General features: G+C 70.1%; 17 protein-coding genes and 3 pseudogenes. 10 read left to right on the top strand and 10 right to left on the bottom strand.

Going from position 1 to position 22,521, the window contains the following annotated elements; genetic code table 11:
* The first annotated feature begins 26 nt into the window (after window positions 1–26).
* Together ACFZP7_RS33850 and ACFZP7_RS33845 are read left to right on the top strand one after the other, a co-directional pair.
* A complete protein-coding gene (locus tag ACFZP7_RS33850) occupies window positions 27–2,111 on the top strand; it encodes a glycoside hydrolase family 2 protein (protein WP_385638047.1) in 2,085 nt (694 codons plus the stop codon).
* Window positions 2,112–2,385: 274 nt separating this feature from the next.
* Complete coding sequence (locus tag ACFZP7_RS33845; protein WP_385638573.1) at window positions 2,386–3,978, top strand: ricin-type beta-trefoil lectin domain protein; 1,593 nt, start codon at window positions 2,386–2,388, stop codon at window positions 3,976–3,978.
* Window positions 3,979–4,560: 582 nt separating this feature from the next.
* Here the strand turns inward: ACFZP7_RS33845 and ACFZP7_RS33840 are convergent.
* A pseudogene (locus ACFZP7_RS33840) lies at window positions 4,561–5,362 on the bottom strand (SDR family NAD(P)-dependent oxidoreductase).
* Window positions 5,363–5,459: 97 nt separating this feature from the next.
* On the opposite strand from ACFZP7_RS33840, the gene ACFZP7_RS33835 reads away from it, so the two are divergent.
* Entirely contained in the window at window positions 5,460–6,311 is an 852-nt protein-coding gene (locus tag ACFZP7_RS33835; protein ID WP_385638044.1) for a helix-turn-helix transcriptional regulator, read from the top strand.
* Window positions 6,312–6,380: 69 nt separating this feature from the next.
* Window positions 6,381–6,544, top strand: a pseudogene (locus ACFZP7_RS33830) (IS5/IS1182 family transposase); the annotation flags it as partial.
* 253 nt (window positions 6,545–6,797) lie between these two features.
* On the opposite strand, the gene ACFZP7_RS33825 reads toward ACFZP7_RS33830, so the two are convergent.
* The gene (locus ACFZP7_RS33825; RefSeq protein ID WP_385638042.1) at window positions 6,798–6,920 is read right to left on the bottom strand and encodes a hypothetical protein; all 123 of its coding nucleotides are present in this window, start codon (window positions 6,918–6,920) and stop codon (window positions 6,798–6,800) included.
* A 173-nt stretch (window positions 6,921–7,093) separates the two neighbouring features.
* Here ACFZP7_RS33825 and ACFZP7_RS33820 point away from each other — a divergent pair.
* Window positions 7,094–7,267: pseudogene (locus tag ACFZP7_RS33820) on the top strand (IS5/IS1182 family transposase); the annotation flags it as partial.
* A gap of 15 nt (window positions 7,268–7,282) precedes the next feature.
* Here ACFZP7_RS33820 and ACFZP7_RS33815 read toward each other — a convergent pair.
* A complete protein-coding gene (locus ACFZP7_RS33815; protein WP_385638039.1) occupies window positions 7,283–10,513 on the bottom strand; it encodes a hypothetical protein in 3,231 nt (1,076 codons plus the stop codon).
* Window positions 10,510–10,965 (bottom strand): hypothetical protein, encoded by a 456-nt coding sequence (locus ACFZP7_RS33810; protein WP_019330825.1) that lies wholly within the window; start codon window positions 10,963–10,965, stop codon window positions 10,510–10,512. Before ACFZP7_RS33810 ends, ACFZP7_RS33815 begins: the two co-directional genes overlap by 4 nt.
* An 883-nt stretch (window positions 10,966–11,848) precedes the next feature.
* Between ACFZP7_RS33810 and ACFZP7_RS33805 the strand changes: the two genes are divergently transcribed.
* Complete coding sequence (locus ACFZP7_RS33805) at window positions 11,849–13,903, top strand: TerD family protein (RefSeq protein WP_385638036.1); 2,055 nt, start codon at window positions 11,849–11,851, stop codon at window positions 13,901–13,903.
* A gap of 503 nt (window positions 13,904–14,406) precedes the next feature.
* Here the strand turns inward: ACFZP7_RS33805 and ACFZP7_RS33800 are convergent.
* Entirely contained in the window at window positions 14,407–14,616 is a 210-nt protein-coding gene (locus tag ACFZP7_RS33800; protein WP_385638034.1) for a hypothetical protein, read from the bottom strand.
* Window positions 14,617–14,768: 152 nt separating this feature from the next.
* Between ACFZP7_RS33800 and ACFZP7_RS33795 the strand changes: the two genes are divergently transcribed.
* The gene (locus ACFZP7_RS33795; RefSeq protein ID WP_192339510.1) at window positions 14,769–15,179 is read left to right on the top strand and encodes an Imm10 family immunity protein; all 411 of its coding nucleotides are present in this window, start codon (window positions 14,769–14,771) and stop codon (window positions 15,177–15,179) included.
* Window positions 15,180–15,436: 257 nt separating this feature from the next.
* Here the strand turns inward: ACFZP7_RS33795 and ACFZP7_RS33790 are convergent, their stop codons facing one another.
* Window positions 15,437–16,960: an MFS transporter gene (locus ACFZP7_RS33790; RefSeq protein WP_385638031.1), complete on the bottom strand. Its 1,524-nt coding sequence runs from the start codon at window positions 16,958–16,960 to the stop codon at window positions 15,437–15,439.
* A 103-nt stretch (window positions 16,961–17,063) separates the two neighbouring features.
* On the opposite strand from ACFZP7_RS33790, the gene ACFZP7_RS33785 reads away from it, so the two are divergent.
* Window positions 17,064–17,936, top strand: a complete 873-nt coding sequence (locus ACFZP7_RS33785; RefSeq protein WP_385638028.1) for a helix-turn-helix transcriptional regulator — start codon at window positions 17,064–17,066, stop codon at window positions 17,934–17,936.
* 181 nt (window positions 17,937–18,117) lie between these two features.
* Here ACFZP7_RS33785 and ACFZP7_RS33780 read toward each other — a convergent pair whose 3' ends face one another.
* The 4 genes from ACFZP7_RS33780 to ACFZP7_RS33765 form a co-directional block, all read right to left on the bottom strand.
* Entirely contained in the window at window positions 18,118–18,414 is a 297-nt protein-coding gene (locus tag ACFZP7_RS33780; protein ID WP_385638025.1) for a hypothetical protein, read from the bottom strand.
* Between the two features lie 6 nt (window positions 18,415–18,420).
* Window positions 18,421–18,576, bottom strand: coding sequence for a hypothetical protein (locus ACFZP7_RS33775; protein WP_385638022.1), 156 nt, complete (start codon window positions 18,574–18,576; stop codon window positions 18,421–18,423).
* An 82-nt stretch (window positions 18,577–18,658) separates the two neighbouring features.
* Window positions 18,659–19,342, bottom strand: a complete 684-nt coding sequence (locus ACFZP7_RS33770) for an ABC transporter ATP-binding protein (protein ID WP_127438621.1) — start codon at window positions 19,340–19,342, stop codon at window positions 18,659–18,661.
* Window positions 19,339–20,427 carry an ABC transporter permease gene (locus ACFZP7_RS33765; protein WP_385638020.1) on the bottom strand — a complete coding sequence of 363 codons (1,089 nt, stop codon included), beginning with the start codon at window positions 20,425–20,427 and terminating at the stop codon, window positions 19,339–19,341. The genes ACFZP7_RS33770 and ACFZP7_RS33765 overlap by 4 nt, the downstream gene beginning before the upstream one ends.
* Before the next feature lie 173 nt (window positions 20,428–20,600).
* On the opposite strand from ACFZP7_RS33765, the gene ACFZP7_RS33760 reads away from it, so the two are divergent.
* Both ACFZP7_RS33760 and ACFZP7_RS33755 read left to right on the top strand, forming a co-directional pair.
* Window positions 20,601–21,821: a sensor histidine kinase gene (locus tag ACFZP7_RS33760; RefSeq protein WP_385638017.1), complete on the top strand. Its 1,221-nt coding sequence runs from the start codon at window positions 20,601–20,603 to the stop codon at window positions 21,819–21,821.
* Window positions 21,818–22,456, top strand: coding sequence for a response regulator transcription factor (locus ACFZP7_RS33755; RefSeq protein ID WP_019330835.1), 639 nt, complete (start codon window positions 21,818–21,820; stop codon window positions 22,454–22,456). Before ACFZP7_RS33760 ends, ACFZP7_RS33755 begins: the two co-directional genes overlap by 4 nt.
* Window positions 22,457–22,521: the final 65 nt, after the last annotated feature.

Raw genomic sequence — 22,521 nt, 5'->3', positions numbered from 1 at the left:
AGCTGAAGATCGGAGCACCCACACCCATGCCCACCCCCCGCCCGGAGTACCCCCAGCCGCACTTCGACCGCTCGCACGCCTGGCTCAGCCTCAACGGCACCTGGGACTTCCGTGCCGACGCCGCCGCCCGGCACACCGCGGCCGGCCCCGACGGCTACGACCAGCAGATCACGGTGCCGTTCGCCTGGGAGACCCCCGCCTCCGGCATCGCCGCGCACTGGCTGCAAACCGCCTGGTACCGCCGCGCGTTCACCGTGCCGCCCGCCTGGCAGGGGCAGCGTGTCGTCCTGCACTTCGGCGCCGTCCACCACGAGGCCACCGTCTGGGTGAACGGCACGCAGGTCGCCCACCACGAAGGCGGCTACACCCCCTTCGAAGCCGACGTCACGGACGCCCTCAGCGACGGCGAGCAGCGGATCGTCGTCCGGGTCCACGCCCCGGCCGACAAGCTCGACCTCGTCCACGGCAAGCAGCGCAGCATGCCCCGCGACGACTACGACGGCGTCTGCTTCACCCCCTCCTCCGGAATCTGGCAGAGCGTGTGGCTCACCGCACGCCCGGCCACCCATCTCGCCGCACTGCGGCTGCGCCCGGCAGCGGATCTGGACGGCATCGCCGTCGACGCCACCGTGCGGGGCCCGGGCGCCGACGGCGCGAGGCTGACCCTGCGAGTGCGCGGCGAGGACACCCCCGTCACCGTGGACGTCGGCGCGGACGGCCGGGCCAGTGCCCGACTGCCGCTGTCGGAGCCCCGGTCGTGGACCCCCGATGATCCGCACCTGTACTACGTCGACGCCGAACTGACCACCGCCGACGGCATCGACCGCGTCACCGGCTACACCGGACTGCGCTCGATCACTGTGGACGGCGAGGACCTGTACCTGAACGGTCGCCGGTTGTTCGTCCGCGGCGTTCTGGACCAGGGCTACTGGCCCGAGACCGGGATCACCGCACCCGACGACGCCGCGCTGCGCCGCGACCTGGAACTCGCCGCACAGGCCGGCTACAACCTCGTCCGCAAGCACCTGAAGCTGGAGGACCCCCGCTACATCCACCACGCCGACACCCTCGGCATCCTGCTGTGGGCCGAACCCGCCTCACCGGGCCGTTTCTCGGCCGAGTCCACCGCCCGCTTCGCCGAGCAGATCGAACCGATGGTGGGACGCGACGGCAACTCCCCCGCCATCGTCATCTGGGGCCTGTACAACGAGGAATGGGGCCTGGACTGGGACGTCCCCGGCGACCCGGCCAAGCAGCAGGCGGTGCGCGACGCGTACGACCGGCTCAAGGCCCTCGACCCCACCCGGCCCGCTGTCGACAACTCCGGCTGGACACACGTCAAGACGGACCTGCTGGACTGGCATCACTACGACGAGAGCGCCGCACAATGGGCCGACACCGTCGCCGACCTGCTGTCCGGCGCACGCGACGACTTCCCCGTCAAGCTGGGCCCCGACTGGGTCGTGCACAAGCGACTCGCCGTCCCGGGACAGCCGTTGCGGGGCCTGCCGAACCTCAACAGCGAGTACGGCGGCGGTTTCACCGGCCTGGAGCGCGCCTGGCTCCTGCGCTGGCAGACCCAGGAGCTGCGCCGCCACGACCGGCTCGCCGGTTACGTCTACACGGAGCTGTACGACATCGAGCACGAGAGTGCCGGGCTGCTGGACTTCCACCGCGGGACGAAGGATCTCGCGGGTGTCGACCCGGCCCACGTCAACGCGCCCACCACGCTCGTGCTGGACGTCATCCCGGTCGCACCGGGCCGTGACCTGCTCGCCTCCGCGCGGGAGTTCACCGTGCCGGTGCGGGTTTCCCATCACGGCACGGAACCCGTCGCGGGCACCCTGCACACCACGTGGACACCCGTGTACGGACCCACGCCCGCGTCCCCGGGCGACCCCGTGCCCTCGGGCCGCGCCGAGGCCAAGCCCTATGTGCTCGGTGAGCCGGTCACCGTGTCCGCCGCGCTGCCCGACGGCTGGACCAGCGGACGGTTGCACCTGGCATTGGTGACGACCGCCGGAACGGTCGTGGCACGGACCGCGCTCGACGTGGACACCCGCACCGCACGGCACATCGGGGACGACGACCGGGCCCGCGCCGCGGACTGACCCGGAACAACGCGGCGGCCGACGGAGCGGCCCGCGCCGGGAGGCGTCCGCCGCGTCTCTCGCTCCCGGCGGGTCGCGGAACCCATGGGTGCCGCGACCCGCCCCGGCCCATGCACCACCGACCCACCGCCCGCCCACAACCGACCAGTGCACCACCCGGTCTCCACCCGGTCTCCACCCGCAAAGGAGTCGTACCGTGCGCACCACCCAGGTCATACGCAGATCACCGAGATCAACGGCCGTGCTCGGCGTCCTGACGCTACTCGCGGCTCTGATGGCCCTGTGGGCCCCGTCATCTTCGGCGGCGCCCGCCGGTCAGGTCCTCGCCTCCCCGGACCTGACCACCTACCCGCAGGGCGACAACAGCTACCCCCGAGCGGTCCGCCTCGACCACGACGGGTCCTCGGGCCAGACCATGCTGGCCACCTTCGCCCGGCGCAACCAGGGCGCACCCAGCTCGCTGCCCGTCTACCGCAGCACCAACGGCGGTCAGAGCTGGTCCTCCACCCCCATCTCGACCATCACCTCACACACCTCCGGCTGGGACCTGGAGGCTCCCGTCCTCTACGAAGTCCCGCGCACCGCGGGCGGGCTGAACGCCGGAGACCTGCTCGCCGCCGGCACCGCCTGGAAGGCGGGCGACTACACCGCCCAGAAGATCGAGGTCTTCAAGAGCACCGACCACGGTCAGAGCTGGCAGTACCTGTCCAACTGCACCCAGACCAGCGGACTGCCCAACACCATCGGCCACGGCATCTGGGAGCCGTGGTTCCTGCTCGCCCCGAACAACACCCTGGCCTGCTTCATCTCTGACGAGCGCCCCGCCAACACGGCGACCAACAACCAGGTCATCGGCCACTACACCTCTGCCGACGGTGGCCGCACCTGGAGTTCGACACTCACCCAGGACGTCGCCTTCCCCGCCGACAACCTCGCCCGGCCGGGCATGTCGATCATCGTGCCCCTGCCCAACGGCCGGTTCATGATGTCCTACGAGCTGTGCCGGGACGCCACGGACGCGGACCACGCCTGCGAGGTGTACGTCAAGACCAGCAACGACGGCCTCAACTGGGCTCCCAGCGACTCACGCGGCACCCTCGTGCAGACCAGCGACGGACGGCAACTGCTGCACACCCCGTACCTGGCCTGGCAGCCGGGCGGCGGCCCCAACGGCACACTGCTGATCTCCGGTCAGCGCGTCGTCACCGGCCCCACCGGCAACAAGGCGATCATGTCCGAGTCCGGCACGGTGGTGTTCGCCAACACCGACCTCGGCACCGGCGAGTGGACCGAGATCGAGGCCCCGGTCAAGACGGACCCGACCGGCGGCTACAACCCCGGCGAGCCCTCCTGCCCCGGCTACAGCTCACCGATCGTGCCGCGGGCCGGCGGCACCGACTTCCTGTACCTGACCGCCATTTGGGTCGGCATCGGCAATCAGTGCCAGGTCCGCTTCAACACCGGCAGCCTCGGCGGCCCGGTGGGACAGGTGACCACCCCGTGGGTGGCGGGCAAGTGCCTCGACGTCGACACCAACACCAGCGGCAACGGCCGCGCCGCACAGCTGTGGGACTGCAGCACGGCCACGGGCCAGCGCTGGTCGGTCGCCCCTGACGGCACCCTGCGGGCCTTCGGCCGATGCCTGGACATCGACGGCAACGGCACGGGCAACTTCACCAAGGTGCAGCTGTGGGACTGCAACGGTTCCGGTGGCCAGCAATGGCGGCATCAGTCCGACGGCTCGTTGCGCAACCCGCAGTCCGGTCGCTGCCTGGACATCACCTCCGGCGGCACCGCCAACGGCACCAAGCTGCAGATCTATGACTGCAATGGCCTGAACACCCAGAAGTGGAACATCCCCTCGTAGCAACCTGCTGCGTCCCCTCACGCGAGACGACCAGAACCGGCGACCCCGCTCCCGACCACAGTTCCACGGAAGCGGGGCCGCGGTGCGGCAGGACGCGACGCCCAGCGCGTGCCGCTGTACCTCAACGCGCCTGACCCTCGACGTAAGGGCGTTCACCGAGTCCGCCCGCGTCGCGGTGGCACCATCCCTGCCGCAGAGGGGCAGCGCCGTGTCGACGGCCAGGGGCCGCGCGTCGTGCGATCGACCGGAACGAGCCCCGCGGGGCCGTCTGCGCAAATGTGGAATCACAGCGACCGGCCCCGTCCCCGCGGATCGCGTGCGTGACTGCCACAAGCTCGGTACCGTGGCGACCGAGCTGCTCTCGGTCCTCAACGAGTTGCTGGGAACGCCGCCTTGGAGTAGTCCAGCATGCGCATGGCGTCCGCAGCTGGCGGTGACAGCACTGCGGTGCCCCGTACGTCGCTCAGGGGCCCGCAGGTCTGCGCGTCGCGGAGCCCGATGAGGTTGCTGGGCGGTCCATACGGAGTGACGGCTCGGTGCCGTGAGGGTTGAGCCTCGGCGGGTGGCATCGGGCTGTCTTGCTCAGGCGCCGGCGCCGCCGTCGACCGGCAGGATCGCGCCGGTCACGTACGAGGCGCGGTCGCTGAGCAGCCATGCGGCCGCCTCGGCGATCTGCCGGGGCTCGCCCATCCGACCGAGCGGGATCGACTTGGTCATCTGCTCGACGATGCCGGGGGTCGCCGCCTCCCAGGTGTCGATCATCTCCGTGGCGGTGCCCCCGGGGGTGATGCCGTTGCCCCGGATACGGGTCACCGGCCCAGTTCACCGCGGCGGTCTCGGTGAGGCTGTTGAGCGCGCGCTTCATGGCACCGTAGGCGGGCAGGGCCGGGTTCGCGCGGCGGCTGCCGATGCTGGAGGTGTTGACGATCGCCCCGCCGCCGTTCTTCCGCATGAGAGCGGCCTCGGCGTTCATGGCGGTCCAGTGCGCGCGGAAGTTCACGGCGAACTGCTCGTCGATGTCCTCGTCGCTGGTGGTGTGGACCGGGCCGAACTGCTGCTGGGGGACGGCGCCGTTGTTGAAGGCGCCATCCAGCCGTCCGTGCAGCTTTTCGACCTGGTCGACGGCGGCGCGGATGCTCGCGCTGTCGGCGAGGTCCAGGGGGACGGCGTCGGCGCTACCGCCGACGGCGCGGATCTCCTTCACGATGGTCTCCAGGGCGTCGGTGCTGCGGGCGGCGAGCACGACGGCGGCGCCCTCGGAGGCGAAGAGCCGGGCCGCGGCCGCCCCGATGCCGCGGCTGGCGCCAGTGATGAAGACGACCTTGCCAGTGAGCAGGCCGACGGGTGCGATCTCAGTGGTGTTCGTGTTGTTCGTGGTGTTCATGTTGTTCGTCATGGCAACAGCGTCCAGTCGGCCGCCGCCCGGATACAGGCACAACCAGTACTACGGTCCGCCGCCAGGTGGCGCGCACACTGGCCGTATGGACAAACAGGAGCTCGGGGTATTCCTGAGGAGCCGCCGTGAGCGGCTCCGCCCCCAGGACGTAGGTCTCCCCGTCGGCCCGCGGCGCCGCACCCCAGGGCTGCGCCGCGAGGAAGTGGCCGTCCTCGCGCACATCTCCACCGAGTACTACATCCGCCTCGAACAAGGCAGGGCGCCACGCCCCTCAGGCGACGTCCTGGCCGCGATTACCGGCGCCCTGCGGCTCACCGACGCCGAGTCCGACCACCTCCACGTCCTCGCCGGCACCGCGCCGAACCGCACCGGACTGCACCGGCGCGACGTCCGCCCCAGCATCCTCGCGCTTCTCGAACGAATGCCGCAAACAGCCGGCTTCGTCATGTCCGCCGCGTGCGAGGTCCTCGCCTGGAACGACCTCGCGGCCGCCCTCATGGAAGACTTCGCCCCGCTCACCTCCCATGAGCGCAACCTCGCCCGCCGGGCCTTCCCCGGACCGCAGTACGCCGAGGAGACGCTGTACGGGATCTCCGACGCCGCCGACTTCCGGGCGAGCGTCGTGATGCAACTCCACACCGCCCTCGCCCGCTACCCCACCGATCCCGCGGTAACCGGCCTCGTCGACGAGCTCCGCGACACCAGCCCCGAGTTCGCCCGGCTCTGGGACCGCCACGACGTACAGCCCGTACCGACGCTCACCAAGACCTTCCGCCACCCGGTCGTCGGCGACGTCACCGTCGACTGCGACATCCTCACCCTCACCGACCGCGACCAGCACCTCGTGCTCTACAGCGCACCGCAGGGATCCCCTGGCGCAGAGACCCTGGCTCTTCTGAACGTCCTCGGCAACCGGGCGAGCGACTATCTGCCCTGAAGGGTGTTGCAGAAGGCCCTGACCTGGGCATCTCCCATGAACGCCTGAGCTGTTGAGGGCCGGACGAGTGTGGGTGGACAGTTCGGTCGGCTGCTGAAGGCAGTGCGGGAGCGCGGTGGCGGGGGTGTGGGTGGGCTCGTCCGCGGCGGCTTCCGCTGGCCAAGCGGGTGCTGCTGGTGGGCGTGCCCTACCGCACGAACCTCACCATGCGGCAGTTCGCGATTCGACCGGCCGTGAGGGGGCAGCGGCGGTCCTACAGCGGCGCCACGGCCCAGGCGCTCCGTCCTGTGCGGAGTGAGGATGGCCCGTCAGCGCGGACAGCCTTCCTGACGGTGCGGACGGGGTCCGTCGCTTTGGCGGACCCCGCCCGCACCCTGACGAGGGGCTGAAGGGTGATTCTCCGCACCATATGTACTTCGCCGGTGGTCGAGGTCGGCCGGACACCGGGTCCGGCAGGGGTTGCTCGTGGTCTGGGCATACGAGCACTTAGGCGACCCCGTCGAGGTCGGCGTGCTCGTCGTACTTGTCGACGGACACGGCCGTGACCCGGGAGGCCCGGTCCGCGCCGACGGCCTCCCGCAGGAAGGGGTCGTTCGCCAGAGCGAGCAAAACGAAGCTCCAGCAGCCCGGGCGGGGCCCAGCCGTGCACCGCGGCGGCCGGTTTCCACCCCAGGTTCACCAGGTCGGCCACCGACTACGGAAAGGCCGACTGGCCAGGGCCGGGTCCGGGGTCCGCCCGGCCCGGGTCGGGGCACGCGGAGGCGGGACATCACCGTCTCGACGGTCGCCGTCCACCCGGCCTCGACAGCGAGGCCTGCAAGCAGCGGAACACCGTCGAGCGGTGCATCAACCGCCTCAAGCAGTGGCGCGGCCCGACCACCCGGACCGACAAGCTGACGACCGTCTACCAGGCCGCACTCCACCTCGCGGGCATCCCCATCTGGACCCGACGCTGACCAAAGAGACGGAACCTAGCGCGCCCGCGTCCGGTACCTTTCCGCATCGTGAATGCAGCGGAACTCGTCGAGTGTCAGGGTGACGCCCAGTGGCGTGCCGGGGTCGATGTAGAGCAGCAGGCCGCCGCGATTGTGGCGGCGGATGCCGTCGATGTCCGTGGTTTGATGGCGCCATTCGTCGCCCAGCATGATCCGCATGGTCGCCGTCGAGGTGAACACCACCTGGCACTCTGCCGTGTCAGGCAACGGCCTGCGGTACGGCCAAGCCGGGGGGCGGTTGGTGAACGCTCCGCGGAGCAGTGAGCGCAGCGACAGCGTCGGCAGCAGGAGCTGAGTGCTGGAGATGAGTTTGGCCCACAGCAGGTCGTTGTGGGCGCGCAGGGCCTCGAGCAATCGAATTTCCCCGTCGTCCCCCGGTGCCCAGTCGGCCGACGGTGTGCCTGGTTCCAGTTCGGCCCCGTCGGGTGGGATGCCGTCGTACCAGGTAGCGATGGCCTCGTAGCGAGGCGGCGGGACCAGTCCGTTACGGCGCAACAGGGCGGCGCTCTCTGTCTGTCTGCCGGTGTCCTCCAGGAGTCGTGCTTGGACCAGGAGGGCTGTGTCCAGTGCGTTGTACAGATGCGGATGCCGGGCAGTGAGACGGGCGTACGCCGCCGTCGTCTCTGTTGCCACGGCGCACGCCTCCCGGGCACGTCTGGCGCGCATGAGCTGGTTGCGGAGGTTGGCCAGACAATCGGCACGTGGCACGGCGTGGGCGGCAGGGTCCGTCTCCCACAGCGCCGTCCACAGCCGCAGTGCCTCCCGGGTCGTCTCCACGGCCTCGTCGTCCCGGAGACGAACGGATAGCCGCGCGCCCAGGTTCATTAGCGCGGACGCCAGCGCTTCCTGGTCGGCCAAAATGTTCGAGCCGGCGAGGCGGCGAGCCAGGGAGACGGCCTCCTCGCTCGCACGCAGGCCCTCCTCGCTGCGCCCCGCCCTGTCCAACAGCAATCCCGCATCCGACAGACATGCGCTCAGCCTGCGCCCGTAAACGGCGGGGTTAAAGCTGGCGAGTCGCCGGAAGACCCCGGTCGCTTCCTCGCTGGCCAGTACGGCTTCCTCATATCGTCCCACGTCCGCAAGGAGCAGCGCTTGGTGGTAGAGGATGTCGGCGAGGAAGGAGCTGCCCTGAGCGGGGTTGGCGAGGGCGAACCCGCGGGCGAGCGGGACAGCGCGCGCAGCGTCTTCCCGTGCTTCGGCGCCCCGGGCCAGCAGCCGCCGCGCCTCCGCCCGATACCCGAGTGCCTGGGCCAGGGCGATGGCATGTTCCGCCTCCGCGGGGGCGCCGGGAGCGGGCGGGCCCAACAGGTCGATGAGGCGCGTCAGCAGCTCGTCGGCATACAAGGCATCCCCGGTGGCCTTCAGCGCGTGCACTGCCGCGTTGAGCAGTGCGGTTTCGGCGATCCTCAGTGCGTTGTCGTCGATGTTCTCGAGTTCCGCGAGCAGTGCCAGCGCCTCGCGGGTGTGTCCGTATGCCTCCTGTCTGCGGCCCTCGCCCTGCGCCAGCGCGTTGGCCTGGAGCAGCAGGGCCGACACCAGCAGTTGCCGGTGCTCGGGGTGCTGGCGCGCCAGGGACTGGAGTTCGGCCAGCAGAGCGAGCGTCCTCTCGTAGTCACCGGCGTTCCCCAGCCGTCGTGCCGCCTCGATCAAGAGAGCCGCCCGGCGCGGACCCTCGGCCGGCTGGTGGTGAACCCACCGGAAGGTGGTCGCGGCCATGCCAACGTCGAGTTCCGGATGCGCTCCCTCCGGGAGGCACGTTCTGAGGGCGTCCAGCACCCCGGAAGCGGCGGCGTCGTCGGTGGCCAGGGAGACCAGCGCCGGTGATCCGGCGGCGACAGCGAGTCCGGGGTCGCGCAGCAGTGGTGGGAAGAGGTGCCGACGGCCTACGTGGGGCCAGCGCTCCCCGGCCGCCGCGAGGAGCGTCACGGTGCTGGCCGCCGAAACTGGGACCGTGCCGTCCGGATTGCGGGCCAGCAGCCGGACCACGGCCTGCTCAGCCCAGTCCGGTTTGGGATAAGCCTCCTTGTGGCCGGGCAGGGTGAGGGCCACGAAGTCCTCGGCCAGCCGGTCGGGGTAGAGCGGTTGCAGCGCCAGCCCGTGTAGCGGCGGCGGGTAGCACCGGGCGTGGTCGTCGAGCACAGTCCGGGCCTCGAGGCCGGGGTAAATTCGCGTAAGCAGCGGCTGCGCGTCCCATATCGGTCGGACACCGACGAGGCAAGCCAGGAAGACCGCCTGTTTCATCCGCTCTGGCGGGATTGCCGTCGGTCCGCGCGCCGAGACCCGGCCGTCGGTGCCCTGTCCGTACCGCAGTGCCCAGTAGCTGTGCTCCCGGTCCAAGAGGTAGACGGTGAGGCCCACCATCGTCTCGGGCGGCGTGACGCCCCGCAGGGCGGCGTCTACACCGACCAAGGCGGCCATGTGCACAGCGAGGGTGAGTCCGAAGTCAGGGCCGTCCAACGACGCCGGCAGGCCGATCAGGTCGGGGCAGTGGTGGCCGCGCAGCCGGGCATATGCGTCGCGCGCGGCCTGGAACATGCGGATGCGGTGCTGCCCTTCAGGCGGCAACGGTTCCAGTTCCATGTCGAAGACCGGGCCGCGTTTCCGTGCCTCGGCGCGGATGGCCGGCCAGGAATCGAGGCTCCGACCGATCAGTAGCACACGTGTCCGCTTGTCCGGGCGCGCGAGCATCGCGTTGCTCAATAGCCAGTGCAGATGGGTGACGGGCCAGCGGTCCGCGTAGTCGACGATCAACAGTACGCCGGGGGCGTCGCCGGGGCGGAGGTCCTGGCTGCCGGGTTCGGGCAGCAGAGTGCCGCCGTGCAGTGCGGTGGACACCTTCCAGCCGGCGGCGGCGCACTCGTCGGCAAAAGCAGCGGCCAGCCGGGACTTGCCCTGCCCTCCCGGTCCGTGCAGCCAGCACACCGCCGCCGCGGTGCCGCCACCGTCCCGCCACTGCCGCAACCGCGCCAGTTCGGCCTCGCGGCCAGTGAACGGAACGACCCCGCTCTCAGCGCGGAGAGCGTAACTGGGCGAGCCCTCCTCCGGCAGCGGTCCTGTCCCAAGGCGAGACCGCCACTCGTAGAGGACATAGACCGGCTGGCCATCGACGTAGACGTGGATATCCGCGCCGTTAGCACCGTAGGCGAAGCCGTTCTCGGCACGCACAATCTGCGTTACGTGCCGGGAAGCCGAGGGCTCCTGCGTCACCGTTCGCCAACCGCTCCCTCACCGGGATCGTCGACTCTCGTGACGTGGACAGAGCCGCCCTGCGCCGCGAACACCTGTCCCTGGTCACGGGCGATGTTCGTCTGGTGCCATGTGTTGCCACGTTCGGTGAGTGCCTGCCGGACCTCCTCCAGAAGCGTTCGCAGCGCCGCCGCAGCCCGCTCCCGGTCCTGCTCGTCGAGGCGCTCCAAGTGAGCTTCGAACCGGGTCTGCCAGGTGCCCTCCTGCCTGGCCAGTGCCCCTGTCGGGTCATCCGAGGCGCCCAGGACCCGCGCGGTGCGGTCCAGTTGGGCCAGGGCGTCGCCCTCCTCGTCGCCCCGTCCGAACCACGCCGCCACGCGGCGGCGAACTACGTCCCAGGCATCCGTGCCGGCAGCCTGCACCACCGCAGTGCCGGCCGACGCGGCCAGCACGATCAACGCCTCGGGAAGCATGCCCCTCCTCCCCGGCGACGGCCGACTCGCCGTGCTCGTCACCGGTACGGGTGTGTACTCCAGCGATCGATTACCGAAGGTCGCCGGTAGATTACACCTACCGTGCTGGTACGAGGGAGAGAACGGTCCCCGAACAGCCATCGGCCTGGGGCAAGTCCGCCTCCGTGACGGTGGCGTCTGGCGCGATCTTCAGCGCTCCTACGGTTGCCCTCCCTATTCTTCGCCTGCATGATCACCGATCCGCGGGGCGAGCGACCGCCGGAGTGAATCGAATCCGCCACGAGCCCCCGCCGACCCGCCCAACCTCAGCCGGGCCACCCCAGAGCCCCACAGCCACGGACGCCACCTCGATCCGGTCATCACCTGTCCTACGTCACTGTGAAACTCGGCGGCATCGAAGGTCACGCCAACAGGATCAAGGCGCTCACACGGCGAGAGACGCGCTGTCGTACGCCATCTACCGGCGAGAGCGCCAGGTCACGATGGAGGAGGTCACTTCAGCAACGATGACCGGCCTGCCTCTCCGCACCGTATTTCGCGTCGGCGCCACTGCCGTCGACTCCGAACGGTCAGGACGCGTTGACATGCCTTCGAATCCAGGGTCAGCCCTACGGGTTCGCCTCACCGACGCGCACCGTGGCCCCAAGGCCACTCCTCCCCGCCGACGGGCTTGCAGCCATAGTGCGGTACCGGTCGGCCACCTACACGGTTCTGCGCCGGACAACGCTGTGACACCTCCGGCTTCACGAAACATCCACGGTTGCGCTCGGTGCGTACTACAGTTTTCCCGCGCGACTCGTCACCTGTTTCGCGCAAGAGACAGATGGGCTGGAATTTTTCGCATGCCCAAGGTGCGCCGGGTTCTGGGGGCTTTGTGCAAGAAATGATCATGGGTTCGAACGTGGCCCTGGCGGACCTGAGTGACGACGTCAGTTCAGTGATCGTCAGTCTGGGCTGGGCCAGCCCTACCGGTGAGGGCGACGCGGATGTGTCGGTCCTGCTGCTGGACGCGAACGGCAAGGTACGCAGCGACGGCGACTTCTACTTCTACAACCATCCGGTCGCCGACGACGGGAGCGTGCAGCTTCTGGGCAAGACGCCGACGGCGGACGGAAGTGAGGACCGCATCAGTTTCGACCTCACCGCCGTGCCGTCCGGGATCGACCGGATCGTCGTCGCCGCGAGCAGATACGGCGAGGCCCGATTCGGTGAGCTGGACGACGTGAGGATCACGCTGGCAGACGCGGCCGGCGAGGGCCTCCTGCGGTTCGCCGTCGACAACGTCGACTCCGTGACGGCAGTCATCTTCGGTGAGCTGTACCGGCGGGGTGAGGGATGGAAGTTCCGTGCCGTCGGGCAAGGCTACGAAACAGGGCTTGCGGGGCTGGCCACGGACTTCGGGGTCGACATTGAGGACGACGCGGCTGGGCAATCCGAAGCGACGCTCGACGGTACAGAGGCCGACGAGCAGGCGGATGCGACGGCTCTGGCGCCGACCGAGACCCTTGCCGAGAAGCCCGACAGGCAGGCGCCGCTGGAGGCCGTCCCCGCCCCTCGCCGACCCGAGGACGGAACCCGCGAGCCGAGGAAGCCGGCCGCCCGTCCTCGCACCGCCAAGAAGAAGGTCACCCTTCCCAAGACGGTCAAGAAGACCCTGGCGGAGAACGACTCCTGGAAGTCGGCCAGGCTCTTCCCGGTCTCGGTGCTCAAGAGCGACCGGGACCGTGAGATGCGCGCCACCTCGGTACTGCTGTCGGTGATGGCGCAGGTGCCGGAGTTCAGCAGAAGGCTCACGGCGGGGTTCGGGGCCCCGGCGGGTCGCATGGAGACGTTCACAGAGGTCTCTCTGCCTCATGGGGACACTCCACGGCGCCCGGACGGGGTGATCCGGGTGGAGCGGGCCGGCAAGCTGTGGACCGCGCTGGTCGAGACGAAGACCAATGGCAACGCGCTCAAGGTCGACCAGGTGCAGGCGTACATGGACATCGCCGCGCGCCGCGGTTACGAGGCCGTGATTACGCTGACGAACGACGTCGCGCTGGAAGGCAGCCCGCTCGTAGACGTCAAGATCGACAAGCGGCGCAAGCACAAGGTCGCCCTCTGGCACCTGTCGTGGGCCGAAGTCGCTCACCAGGCGCAGATGCTGATCAGGCATGAGGGCGTGAGCAACGCCGCGCACGCCTGGCTTCTACAGGAACTGCTCCACTACCTGCAGCACGAGAATTCAGGCTGCCACGGCTTCCAGAACATGGGGCCCGCGTGGGTCCCCGTGCGCAACGGGATCGACGACGAAACCCTGTGCCAGGGAGACGCCCGGGCACTGGAAGTGGTCGAGAACTGGGAGCGGCTCATCCGCCAGGTCTGTCTGAGGCTCGGCGGCGAACTCGGGCAGAAGGTCTTGCCCGTCCAGCGCGCCAAGCGCGGAACGGACCCCAAAGAGCGCCGAAACCGCCTCGCCGACCAGCTCTGCCTTCATGGGCGGCTCCAAGCGGACCTGCGCATCGACGGCACCCCCGGCGTCCTGACCGTCAGCGCCGATCTCCGCACCGGCAAGCTGCGCACAGGCATCGACATCCCGGCCCCCGAACAGGGCTACCCCCTGAGCTGGGCCAAGCGACTCATCCGCCGCCTGGCCGAGGCACCGGCGGACCTGCACGTCGAAACCCTCGTCGACAGCGAAGCCGCAGGCCCTCGCGGAACCCTGGAGCGGCTGCGCCCCGAGCCGGCGGATCTGCTCCCCAAGGACAACAACGCCAAGATCACCGGGTTCCGTCTGTCTCTGCTCAAGAGCATGGGGAGCGGCCGCGGCAACGCCGAGACCGGTTTCATCCGCAGCGTCGACGACGCCGTGCACCGCTTCTACACCACCGTCGTCCTCCACCTGGACGCCCCTACAACGCGCCGGACGCCGACCAAGGAGCGTACGACGGCCGGATGACACCCGGGTACAGACGGCAGCAGCGCCGCCTGTGCCCGCCGCGAGCGTCCTCTTGCGCAGACCCGCCACCCTGACCTGCGCAAGAGGCCGCTCACGGGACGTGGCGTGGTGCGCCCAATCCGCAGCCAGATCAAGCCCTTTGTCGAGGTACTGATCGCCGAGACCGCCCGGCACGCACAGCTTGAGCGTGACGCTGTCGTCCCGGGCTCCGGGAGAAGCGGTCCGTGCGGGGTGGCTTGCCGACCCCGTCCGCGCCTCAGGTTTCGCTTCCGGCGCGGACGATGCGGGCGACGATCTCCTCGGCCGCGGCCGGCAGGTCGGCGTGGGTGACGAGACGGACTGGTTCTCGACCGTGACACGTCCGCGTTCGAAGGCGTAATAACCGGACGGAGCTTCGAAAGAGCGGTGATCGGGTCGTGCGGAGTGGTACAGCTACGGCCCCCTCCAGGGCGAGCGCAGCGCCGTAGAGACCGGCGAGGCGGATGGCTTCGATGCAAGGCTCTCTACCTGGAAGCGGGTCGTGGTCTCCAGGCCACTGGCGACCACGAGGAGCCCTCGGCCTCGATGCGGGCGGCAGTGACCTCGCTGAGGATGTTGGGCTCGGGCTTGGCCTCCGGGCCGAAGGAGCCGCCCATCAGGTAGACGCTGCCCACGGCTTCGGCGAAGACCCCGGGGCGCTGGATGGTCCGGGCCAGGTTGGCCAGCGATCCCAAGCAAGCCGTCACCGCCCCCGCTCGCCGACGCGTCAACGTCCTGAGGGCCACGATCCGCGCCCCCTTCCAAACCGCCCCAGCCGCTGGTTCCTACGACGGCATCTAGGCATCCGCCCCCAGTCCCTGTCCGAGCGCCTTGATAGAACCTCTTCATGACGTTCCGATTTACCGCCCGCGTCGCCGGAGTTGAGGTCGATCCCGACGGCTACTTCACCGAAGCCGGCCTCTCGGAGACCGAGGACGGCACCGGCTTCATCCTGTCGTTCATGTCAGGCGAGGAAGATCCCGATGACCAAGAGGTCGCCCTGGGGATGGACACCCATTGCCTGGTCACAGCCGGGCAGGGGACGGCCTATGGCTGCGTGCGCGAAGCCGTCATGGAGGGCAATGTCCTCCGTGTCGTGCTGGACCCCGAGGCAATGGAGAGCCTTCGGCTGGAGGACAGCGAAATCGAAGCTGTCATTGAGGCACCGGCGCAGGATGTGGCACGGTTCCGGGAAATACTCGCTCAGGTGCTCGCCTATGGGAGGACGGATGCCTTGCCTACCCGGGTAGCGGTCTGATCCGAGAGGTAGGGCCCTACCCGGCTTGACAGTCTGGCCCCTGGCGCGTCGAAGTCAGCAACCGCACCACGGGTACAGCCGCCACCCCGGCCGAACGACCATCCGTGTGCCGTCGTCCACGTTACCCGCTGTGCGTAGGCAGGCGACGGCTCAGAGATCGCCGGACAAGTCCTCCAGGCGTTCGCGGGCTCGGATCCGCCCGCCACTCCGGTTGAGGTGAGGCGGGCGCATCCGCAGGGAGGACTGCACCAGCCGGTTCAGGCCATACCCGCCAGTTGCTGCTGCTCGGGCTCGTCGGAGCTGTTTCCACCGGGGTCGTCGGCCGTCGGCTTGGAGAGCCAACGCAGGGCGGCGGCCCCGAGCGCGGCATGCAGCAGAGCGGCCACCACGACGGCGGCGTGCAGGCCGGTGACAAAGGCGCTCTTCGCATCCTCAAGCGCCGCAGGCAGGAGGAGGGGCAGGTGGCGCGTCTCGTCCAGGGTGGGAGCGAGGTCCGGCCCCTGGAGGCGGAAGATCAGGGCGGCGAGCGACCCGAGGATCGCGATGCCGAGGGCGTTGCCGATCTCGTTGCTGGTCTCCGCGATCGCGCCGGCCGAACCCGCACGCTCCGCGGGGACTGCGCCGACGGCGGTGTCGGCGACCACGCTGAAGGAGATGCCGTAGCCGACTCCAGCGATCATGGTCGAGGCGACGTACCAGCCGATGCCACCGGTGATGGTGGTGGGCAGGAGCAGAAGCAGGCCGCCGGCGATGGTGAAGTGGCAGATGATGAGCGCGCTTCTCTTGCCGATACGGTCGACGAAGGCGGGGGTGAAGATGCAGGTGAGGGTGAGGACCGCCGCTCCGGGGAGCGCGAGCAGTGCCGCGTGCAGGACGCTCAGGTCCAGGACGGATTGAAGGTAGATGCCGGACAGGTAGGCCGCCGCCGACCATGCCGCCAGCGGCAGCAGCCCGGTGATGATCGCGATCGTGAAGGTGCGGTCACGGAACAGGGAGAAGTCGATCAGCGGGTGCTCGAGATGCCGCTGGCGGAGCGCGAAGAACGTCAGGATCGCAAGGCCGAGCAGCCCGGTCACGGCCGGCAGGACCATAAAGCCGTCTGCGGCCAGGTGCTTGATGCCGTAGATCGTGAGCAGCAGGCCCCCGGCGGAGGCCACGACGCTGAGCAGATCGACGCGGCCGGTCCGAGTCGCCCGGACCTCGCGCAGCAGGGCCGGCGCGAGCACCAGGAAGACGGCGATGACGGGCAGGTTGACCAGGAAGACCGAGCCCCACCAGAACTGTCCGAGCAGCGCGCCTCCGACGACCGGACCGATGGCGAACCCGGCCGCGAACGCGGCGGCGAAGACTCCGATCGCCCGGGCACGCTGCTTCGGGTCGGGGAACAGTTCGCTGAGCACCGCGAGCGCCGAGGGCAACAGGGTCGCGCCTGCCACGCCCATGAGGGCCCGGCAGGCGATGAGAAGCTCCGGGGTCGGCGCGAACGCCGCCCCGGTGGATCCGACACCGAACACGGCCGCACCGATCATCAGCAGCTTCAGGCGACCGTAGCGGTCACCGATGCTACCGAAGGCGACCAGCAGGGAACCGACGGCGAAGCCATAGATGTCCAGCATCCACAACGCCTGGTCGGCGGTGGGAGAGATGGCCTCGGTGATGCTCGGCATCGCCAGGAACAGGATCGAACCGTCCATCGAGACCAGCAGGACCGGCCAGAGGATCACCACGAGTCCGAGCCAGGCCCGCAGGCCGGGTGAGGTGTGTGCATGCTGTCGAGTCATGCCCTCGACAGTCCGGCACCGTGAGTGGCGCAACCATCCCCGTGCTGTGGGTACACCCGACAGGTACACCCACGGGATTGGTGCGCGACTTAAGCTCGAACGCATGGAGAGCCTCGGAACGTTCCTGAAGAGCCGCCGCGACCGGGTCACCCCGGCCGAGATCGGCCTGCGCACCTACGGCACCTCCCGCCGCGTTCCCGGCCTCAGGCGTGAGGAACTCGCCCAGCTCGCCGGAGTGAGCGCGGGATATTACACGCGCCTGGAGCAGGGCCAGGCCGACACGGCATCCGAGCAGGTGCTGGACGCGCTGGCCCGCGTGCTCAGGCTCGACCAGGTGGAGACCGCCCACCTGCACAACCTCGCCCGACACTCCGCGAAGCCCGGCCTGAGCCAACCGCCTTCCGAGGAACCGCACGCGCGTGTCCTCACGCTCCTGAAGTCCCTCGGCGAGACCCTCCCCGCGCTCGTCCTCGGCAGGCGCGGGGACGTGCTCGCCTGGAACCGCACCGGGCACGCACTCTTCGCCGAGCACATCTCCTACGAGGCGCCACGCGACCCGGAGCAGCGTCCGTCGATTCCCCGCCTGTTCTTCCTCGACCCCCACACCCGGGCCATGTACCGCAACTGGCACGAGCTGGCCCGCGTCCACGTCGCCTATCTGCGGCTCACCGCGGGCCGGTACCCGACCGACGCACGGCTCGCAGGCCTGATCGGAGAACTCACCATGCACAGCGACGACTTCGCGACGATGTGGGCCACCGGCGACGTCGCCGACTGCACCGTCGGCTCCATGCACCTGCAGCACCCCACCGTCGGCGCCGTGAACGTGGACTACCAGGTGTGGCTCCAGCCCGACAGTCCCGACCACCGGGTCGAGGTCTACACCGCGAACGACCCGGCCTCGTCCGACGCGCTGCGGGTCCTGAACCAGCAAGTCGGCCGGGCCGACGAACCGGAGCCGCTCCGACAGAGTTGACCCGACCGTACTGAGCGTTCGCCGTGCGCCGAACGGCCACTCCCGTAAGACGCCCGGAAGGGGTGGGCTTCGTACAGGAGTTGGCATGACGGGGTGTGTGCCGTGCGCCGGGGGTCAGGAAACGGCCTGTTCCTGTCTGCGCGGGAGCTCCTCGGCGGCCGCGTCCGGCTCCTCGCGGCAGTCAGCGCAGCGTGAGGAGGCCGAGCGCGAAGGTGGCGACTCCCGGCACGGCCACGGGGCCGAAGCGGCACCGCTCCTCCGCCTCGCCCTCGGTGAGCCCTTCCGCGTCCGCCGGGTCGAGCGTGGCGCCCTCCGCCTTCGCGGGCACACCGGCGCCCTTCGCCTCCGCGAGCACACCGGCGGCCACCGCCTCCTCCGCCCCGGTGGCCGCGCCGAGCCCGAAGAAGTGCGCCACCGGCGCCTCCGACACGGAGGCCGTGCAGAGCGGTTCGACCTGGACCGCCCGTCGCGGTGACACCGTCGCCTACACCGGTGAGGACATGGCCGCGGCCATCACCTCGGCCACGGCGAGCCTGGATGCGGACCGGATCAGCAAGCAGCGCGTGGTGGTGCGGGGATCGGGCAGCATCCCCGGCTCCAACCAGTCCATCGCGGCCCAGGACAGCGCGTCGATCTGCACGGCGACGGGCGGGTCGTCGGAGCTACACCGCGTTCGGCGTCCCCTGCGTGCAAGGGCTACCGCTTGGCGGGGCGCTGCTGGTTCAGCGCGTTGATGCCGGAAGGTGCAGGCGTCCGTCGTGGACTTCGGCGATCTGGTCGGCGGCGGTGAGGTGAGCGCGGTCGTGGGTGACCAGGATCGTGGCGGTGGCCTGCTGGTGGGTGAGGCGGGTGATGAGGTCGAGGACGGCTCCGCCGCGTTCGTGGTCGAGGGCGCTGGTGGGTTCGTCGACCAGAAGGACCTTGGGGTCGTTCATCAGGGCGCGGGCGATGTTGACGCGCTGGCGCTGGCCGCCGGAGAGCTGGTGAGGGCGGCGGCCGGCCTGGTCGGCGAGTCCGACGGCGTGGAGGAGTTCTCTCGAGCGGTCGCGTGCGGTGCGGGGTTTGCGGCCGCCGATCTGGGCCACGACCTGGAGTTGTTCGGCGGCGGTGAGCGAGGGCAGCAGGTTGGGCTGCTGAAAGACGATGCCGATCTTGTGGCGGCGCAGTTCGGTCAGTTCGCCGCGATCGAGGCCGGTGGTGCTCTGGCCGTCGATGGTGACGGTGCCGGCGTCGGGGGTGATCAGGGTGGCGGCGACCGCGAGGAGGCTGGACTTGCCGGAGCCGGAGGGGCCCACCACAGCGGTCAGGCTGCCCTGGGGGACCTCCAGGCTGACCTGGTCGAGCGCGGTCAGTCGGGTGTCGCCGTCGGGGTAGGTGAGGGTGATGTCGGTCAGGGCCAGGGTCATCGGACACTCCCCAGGGCGGTCAGCGGGTCGACGGAGGTGATGCGGCGGATGGCCAGGGCGGCCCCGAGCGCACCGAGGAGGATGATCACGGCGGCCGGAAGCAGGACGGTACCCGGGGTAAGGAGGAACGGCACGGCGGAGTCGGCCATGAGTGCGCCCAGGGCGGCGGCGGTGCCGGTTCCGATCAGGGTGCCGCCGACGAGCAGGACGACGGCCTGGCCGAGGGCGTCCTTGAGCAGGCCGGTGGTGGAGGCGCCCAGCGCCTTGAGGACGGCGACGTCACCGCTGCGCTGGACGGTCCAGACGGTGAAGAAGGCGCCGATGACGAGCGCGGAGATCGCGAAGAGGAAGCCGCGCATCAGTTGCAGGGAGCCGTTCTCCGAGGTGTAGGAGCCGATCGCCGCCAGCGAGTCGTCGGTGGAGACCGTCTTGGTGCCGACCCGACGGTCGGTGGCGGCCGTATCGGCCTCGGAGGTGGTACTCAGGGCGATGACGGTCGCGCTCGGACCGTCGTCGGTGCCGGTGGGCGGCGCGGTCTTCTGCCAGGTGTCCAGACTGGTCCACAGCACCGGGGTGTGACTGAAGTGGGCATCGCCCGCGACGGCGGCCACCTTCAGGTGTCGGCCTGCCAGAACCAGGGCGTCCCCGGCTTCGACGCCGAGGTCGTCGGCGGCTGCGGTGGACAGCACCACCGCTCCGCGCGTGATCCCTTCGCTGTCCGGGGCGAGGCGGGAGCCGGGCTCGACACCGAAGACCGAGACCCCGGTGCTCCTGTCTCCCGCGGTGGCTCTGGTCGTGGTGATCCCCAGCGGCTCGGCGCTTTCGACCCCCGGCGCCTTCGACCACTTCTTCCACTGCTGTTCGGTGACGGTGGAGTCGGAGTACGACAGGTCCTGCCCGCCGCCGGGAGCCTGGAAAGCGATTTTGTCGACGGGCAGCGACGTGATCGCCGAGATGTTCTGCCGGCCGAGTCCGGCCGTCAGCCCGGACAGCAGCCCGACCAGCAGGGTGATCAGTACGATGACGGTCCCCATCAGGGCGAAGCGCCCCTTGGCGAACTTCAGGTCTCTCCAGGCGACGAACACGGCCCTGACCTGTCCTTTCCAGCGGTGGATGCATGGTATGGCTCCACCCTCTCCCCGGGCCCCCCGCGTGCGCGTCTGGCGCAGGACGGCACCTCACGGGCCGGAAGACGGCACGCGGGTTCTAACTTTCGATGGAGGCATTCCGGCGTTCGCCTTCGTAACCTGGACACACTGTGAACTCTGCCGCCCCCGCCCTGACCCCGACCACCCGGGCCCTGGCCTGGTGCCTGCACCTCTTGGTCATCGGCCTGCTCTCCCTGGCCGCCGTCCGGGCCGTGACCGGCGAGCGGCCCCATGCCGGATGGATCATCGCCGCGTCGGTGCTGTGCGGTCTGACGTACGCGGCCGGCCCCGTACTGCCTGGCGTACGTCGCTCGCGGCGGGCCGCCGCGCTGTGGCTGACCGCCGTGGGTGCCTGCTGGACAGTGCTCCTTGCCCTGTCCGCCGACGGGGTGTGGGTGGCGTTCCCGCTGTACTTTCTCCAGCTGCACCTGCTGCCCCGCCGTGCCGGCGTGGTCGCCGTCGTCGCCACGGCGGTGGTGGCCATCGCCGGATTCGCCGTGCACCAGGACTCCTTCAGCGCCGCGATGGCGATAGGACCGGCCCTCGGCGCCGCCGTCGCCGTCGCCGTGGTGTGGGGATATCAGGCCCTGTACCGGGAGAGCGAACACCGCCGTCGTCTGATCGAGGAACTGACAGCCACTCGCGCTGATCTGGCCGCCGCCCAGCACACCGCCGGCGTGCTCGCCGAACGCGACCGCCTGGCCCGGGAGATCCACGACACCCTCGCCCAGGGCCTCTCCAGCATCCAGCTGCTGCTGCGCGCCGCCGAGCGAGCACTCCCCCAGGCCCCACAGAACGCAGCCCGCTACGTCGACCAGGCCCGGCAGGCCGCCGCCGACAACCTCGCCGAGGCCCGCCGCTTCGTCGCCGCCCTCACCCCGCCCACCCTGGAAGGCACCACCCTGGCCGACGCCCTGGAACGTCTGTGCACCACCACCTCCGCCCGGCACCGGATCACCGCACGCTTCCACCTCACCGGCGACCCCGCCCCCCTCACCACGGCACACGAGGTCGCCCTGCTGCGCATCGCCCAGTCCGCCCTGGCCAACACCGTCCGCCACGCCGGAGCCACCACCGCCGAAGTCACCCTCAGCTACCTCGGCGACCATGTCGCCCTCGACATCGTCGACGACGGCCACGGCTTCGACCCCACCCTCCTGCCCGCCTCCGACCCGGAGACCGGCGGGTTCGGCCTGGCCGTCATGCGCGCTCGCACCCAGGCCCTCGGCGGCGCCCTCACCATCGAATCCGCCCCCGGCCGCGGCACCGTCCTGGCCGCCCGACTGCCTCTCTCCCCGCCGTCCGCCACCGAGCCCGAGGCCCACCCGTGACCGACGACACCCCGATCCGCCTGCTCCTGGCCGACGACCACCCCGTCGTACGGGCCGGACTGCGTGCCGTGCTGGAAACCGAACCCGGCCTCGTCATCCTGGCCGAAGCCGCCACCGCCGAGGACGCCGTCGCCCGCGCCGCCGAGGGCGACATCGACGTCGTCCTGATGGACCTGCAGTTCGGCAAGGGCATGGGCGGCGCCGAGGCCACCGCGCAGATCACCGCCCGCCCGGGAGCCCCTCGCGTGCTGATCGTCACCACCTACGACTCCGACGCCGACACGCTGCCCGCCATCGAAGCCGGCGCCACCGGCTACCTCCTCAAAGACGCCCCGCCCGAAGACCTGGCCGCAGCCGTGCGCACCGCGGCCGCCGGCCGCACCACCCTCGCACCCACCGTCGCCGACCGGCTGATGAACCGGCTGCGCACCCCGGGCACCGCCCTGACCCGGCGGGAAACCGAAGTCCTCGCCCTGGTCGCCGACGGACTGTCCAACCAGGCCATCGGCGTACGCCTCCACCTGACCGAAGGCACCGTCAAGTCCCACCTGGCCCGCATCTACGCCAAGCTCGACGTCGACTCCCGCACCGCCGCCGTCGCCACCGCAACCGACCTCGGCCTCATCCGTCGCTGACCCGAGCGCACCCGAATGCCGGGAGCCGCCACCAAGCGACCCGTAGCACCGAGCGTGAGCTTGTC

This window comes from Streptomyces sp. SudanB5_2050 (genome assembly GCF_964272335.1).
GTDB lineage: Bacteria > Actinomycetota > Actinomycetes > Streptomycetales > Streptomycetaceae > Streptomyces > Streptomyces rochei.
Note: the sequence above shows the minus strand (reverse complement) of the source record. Positions and strands in the feature narration are given on the sequence as shown.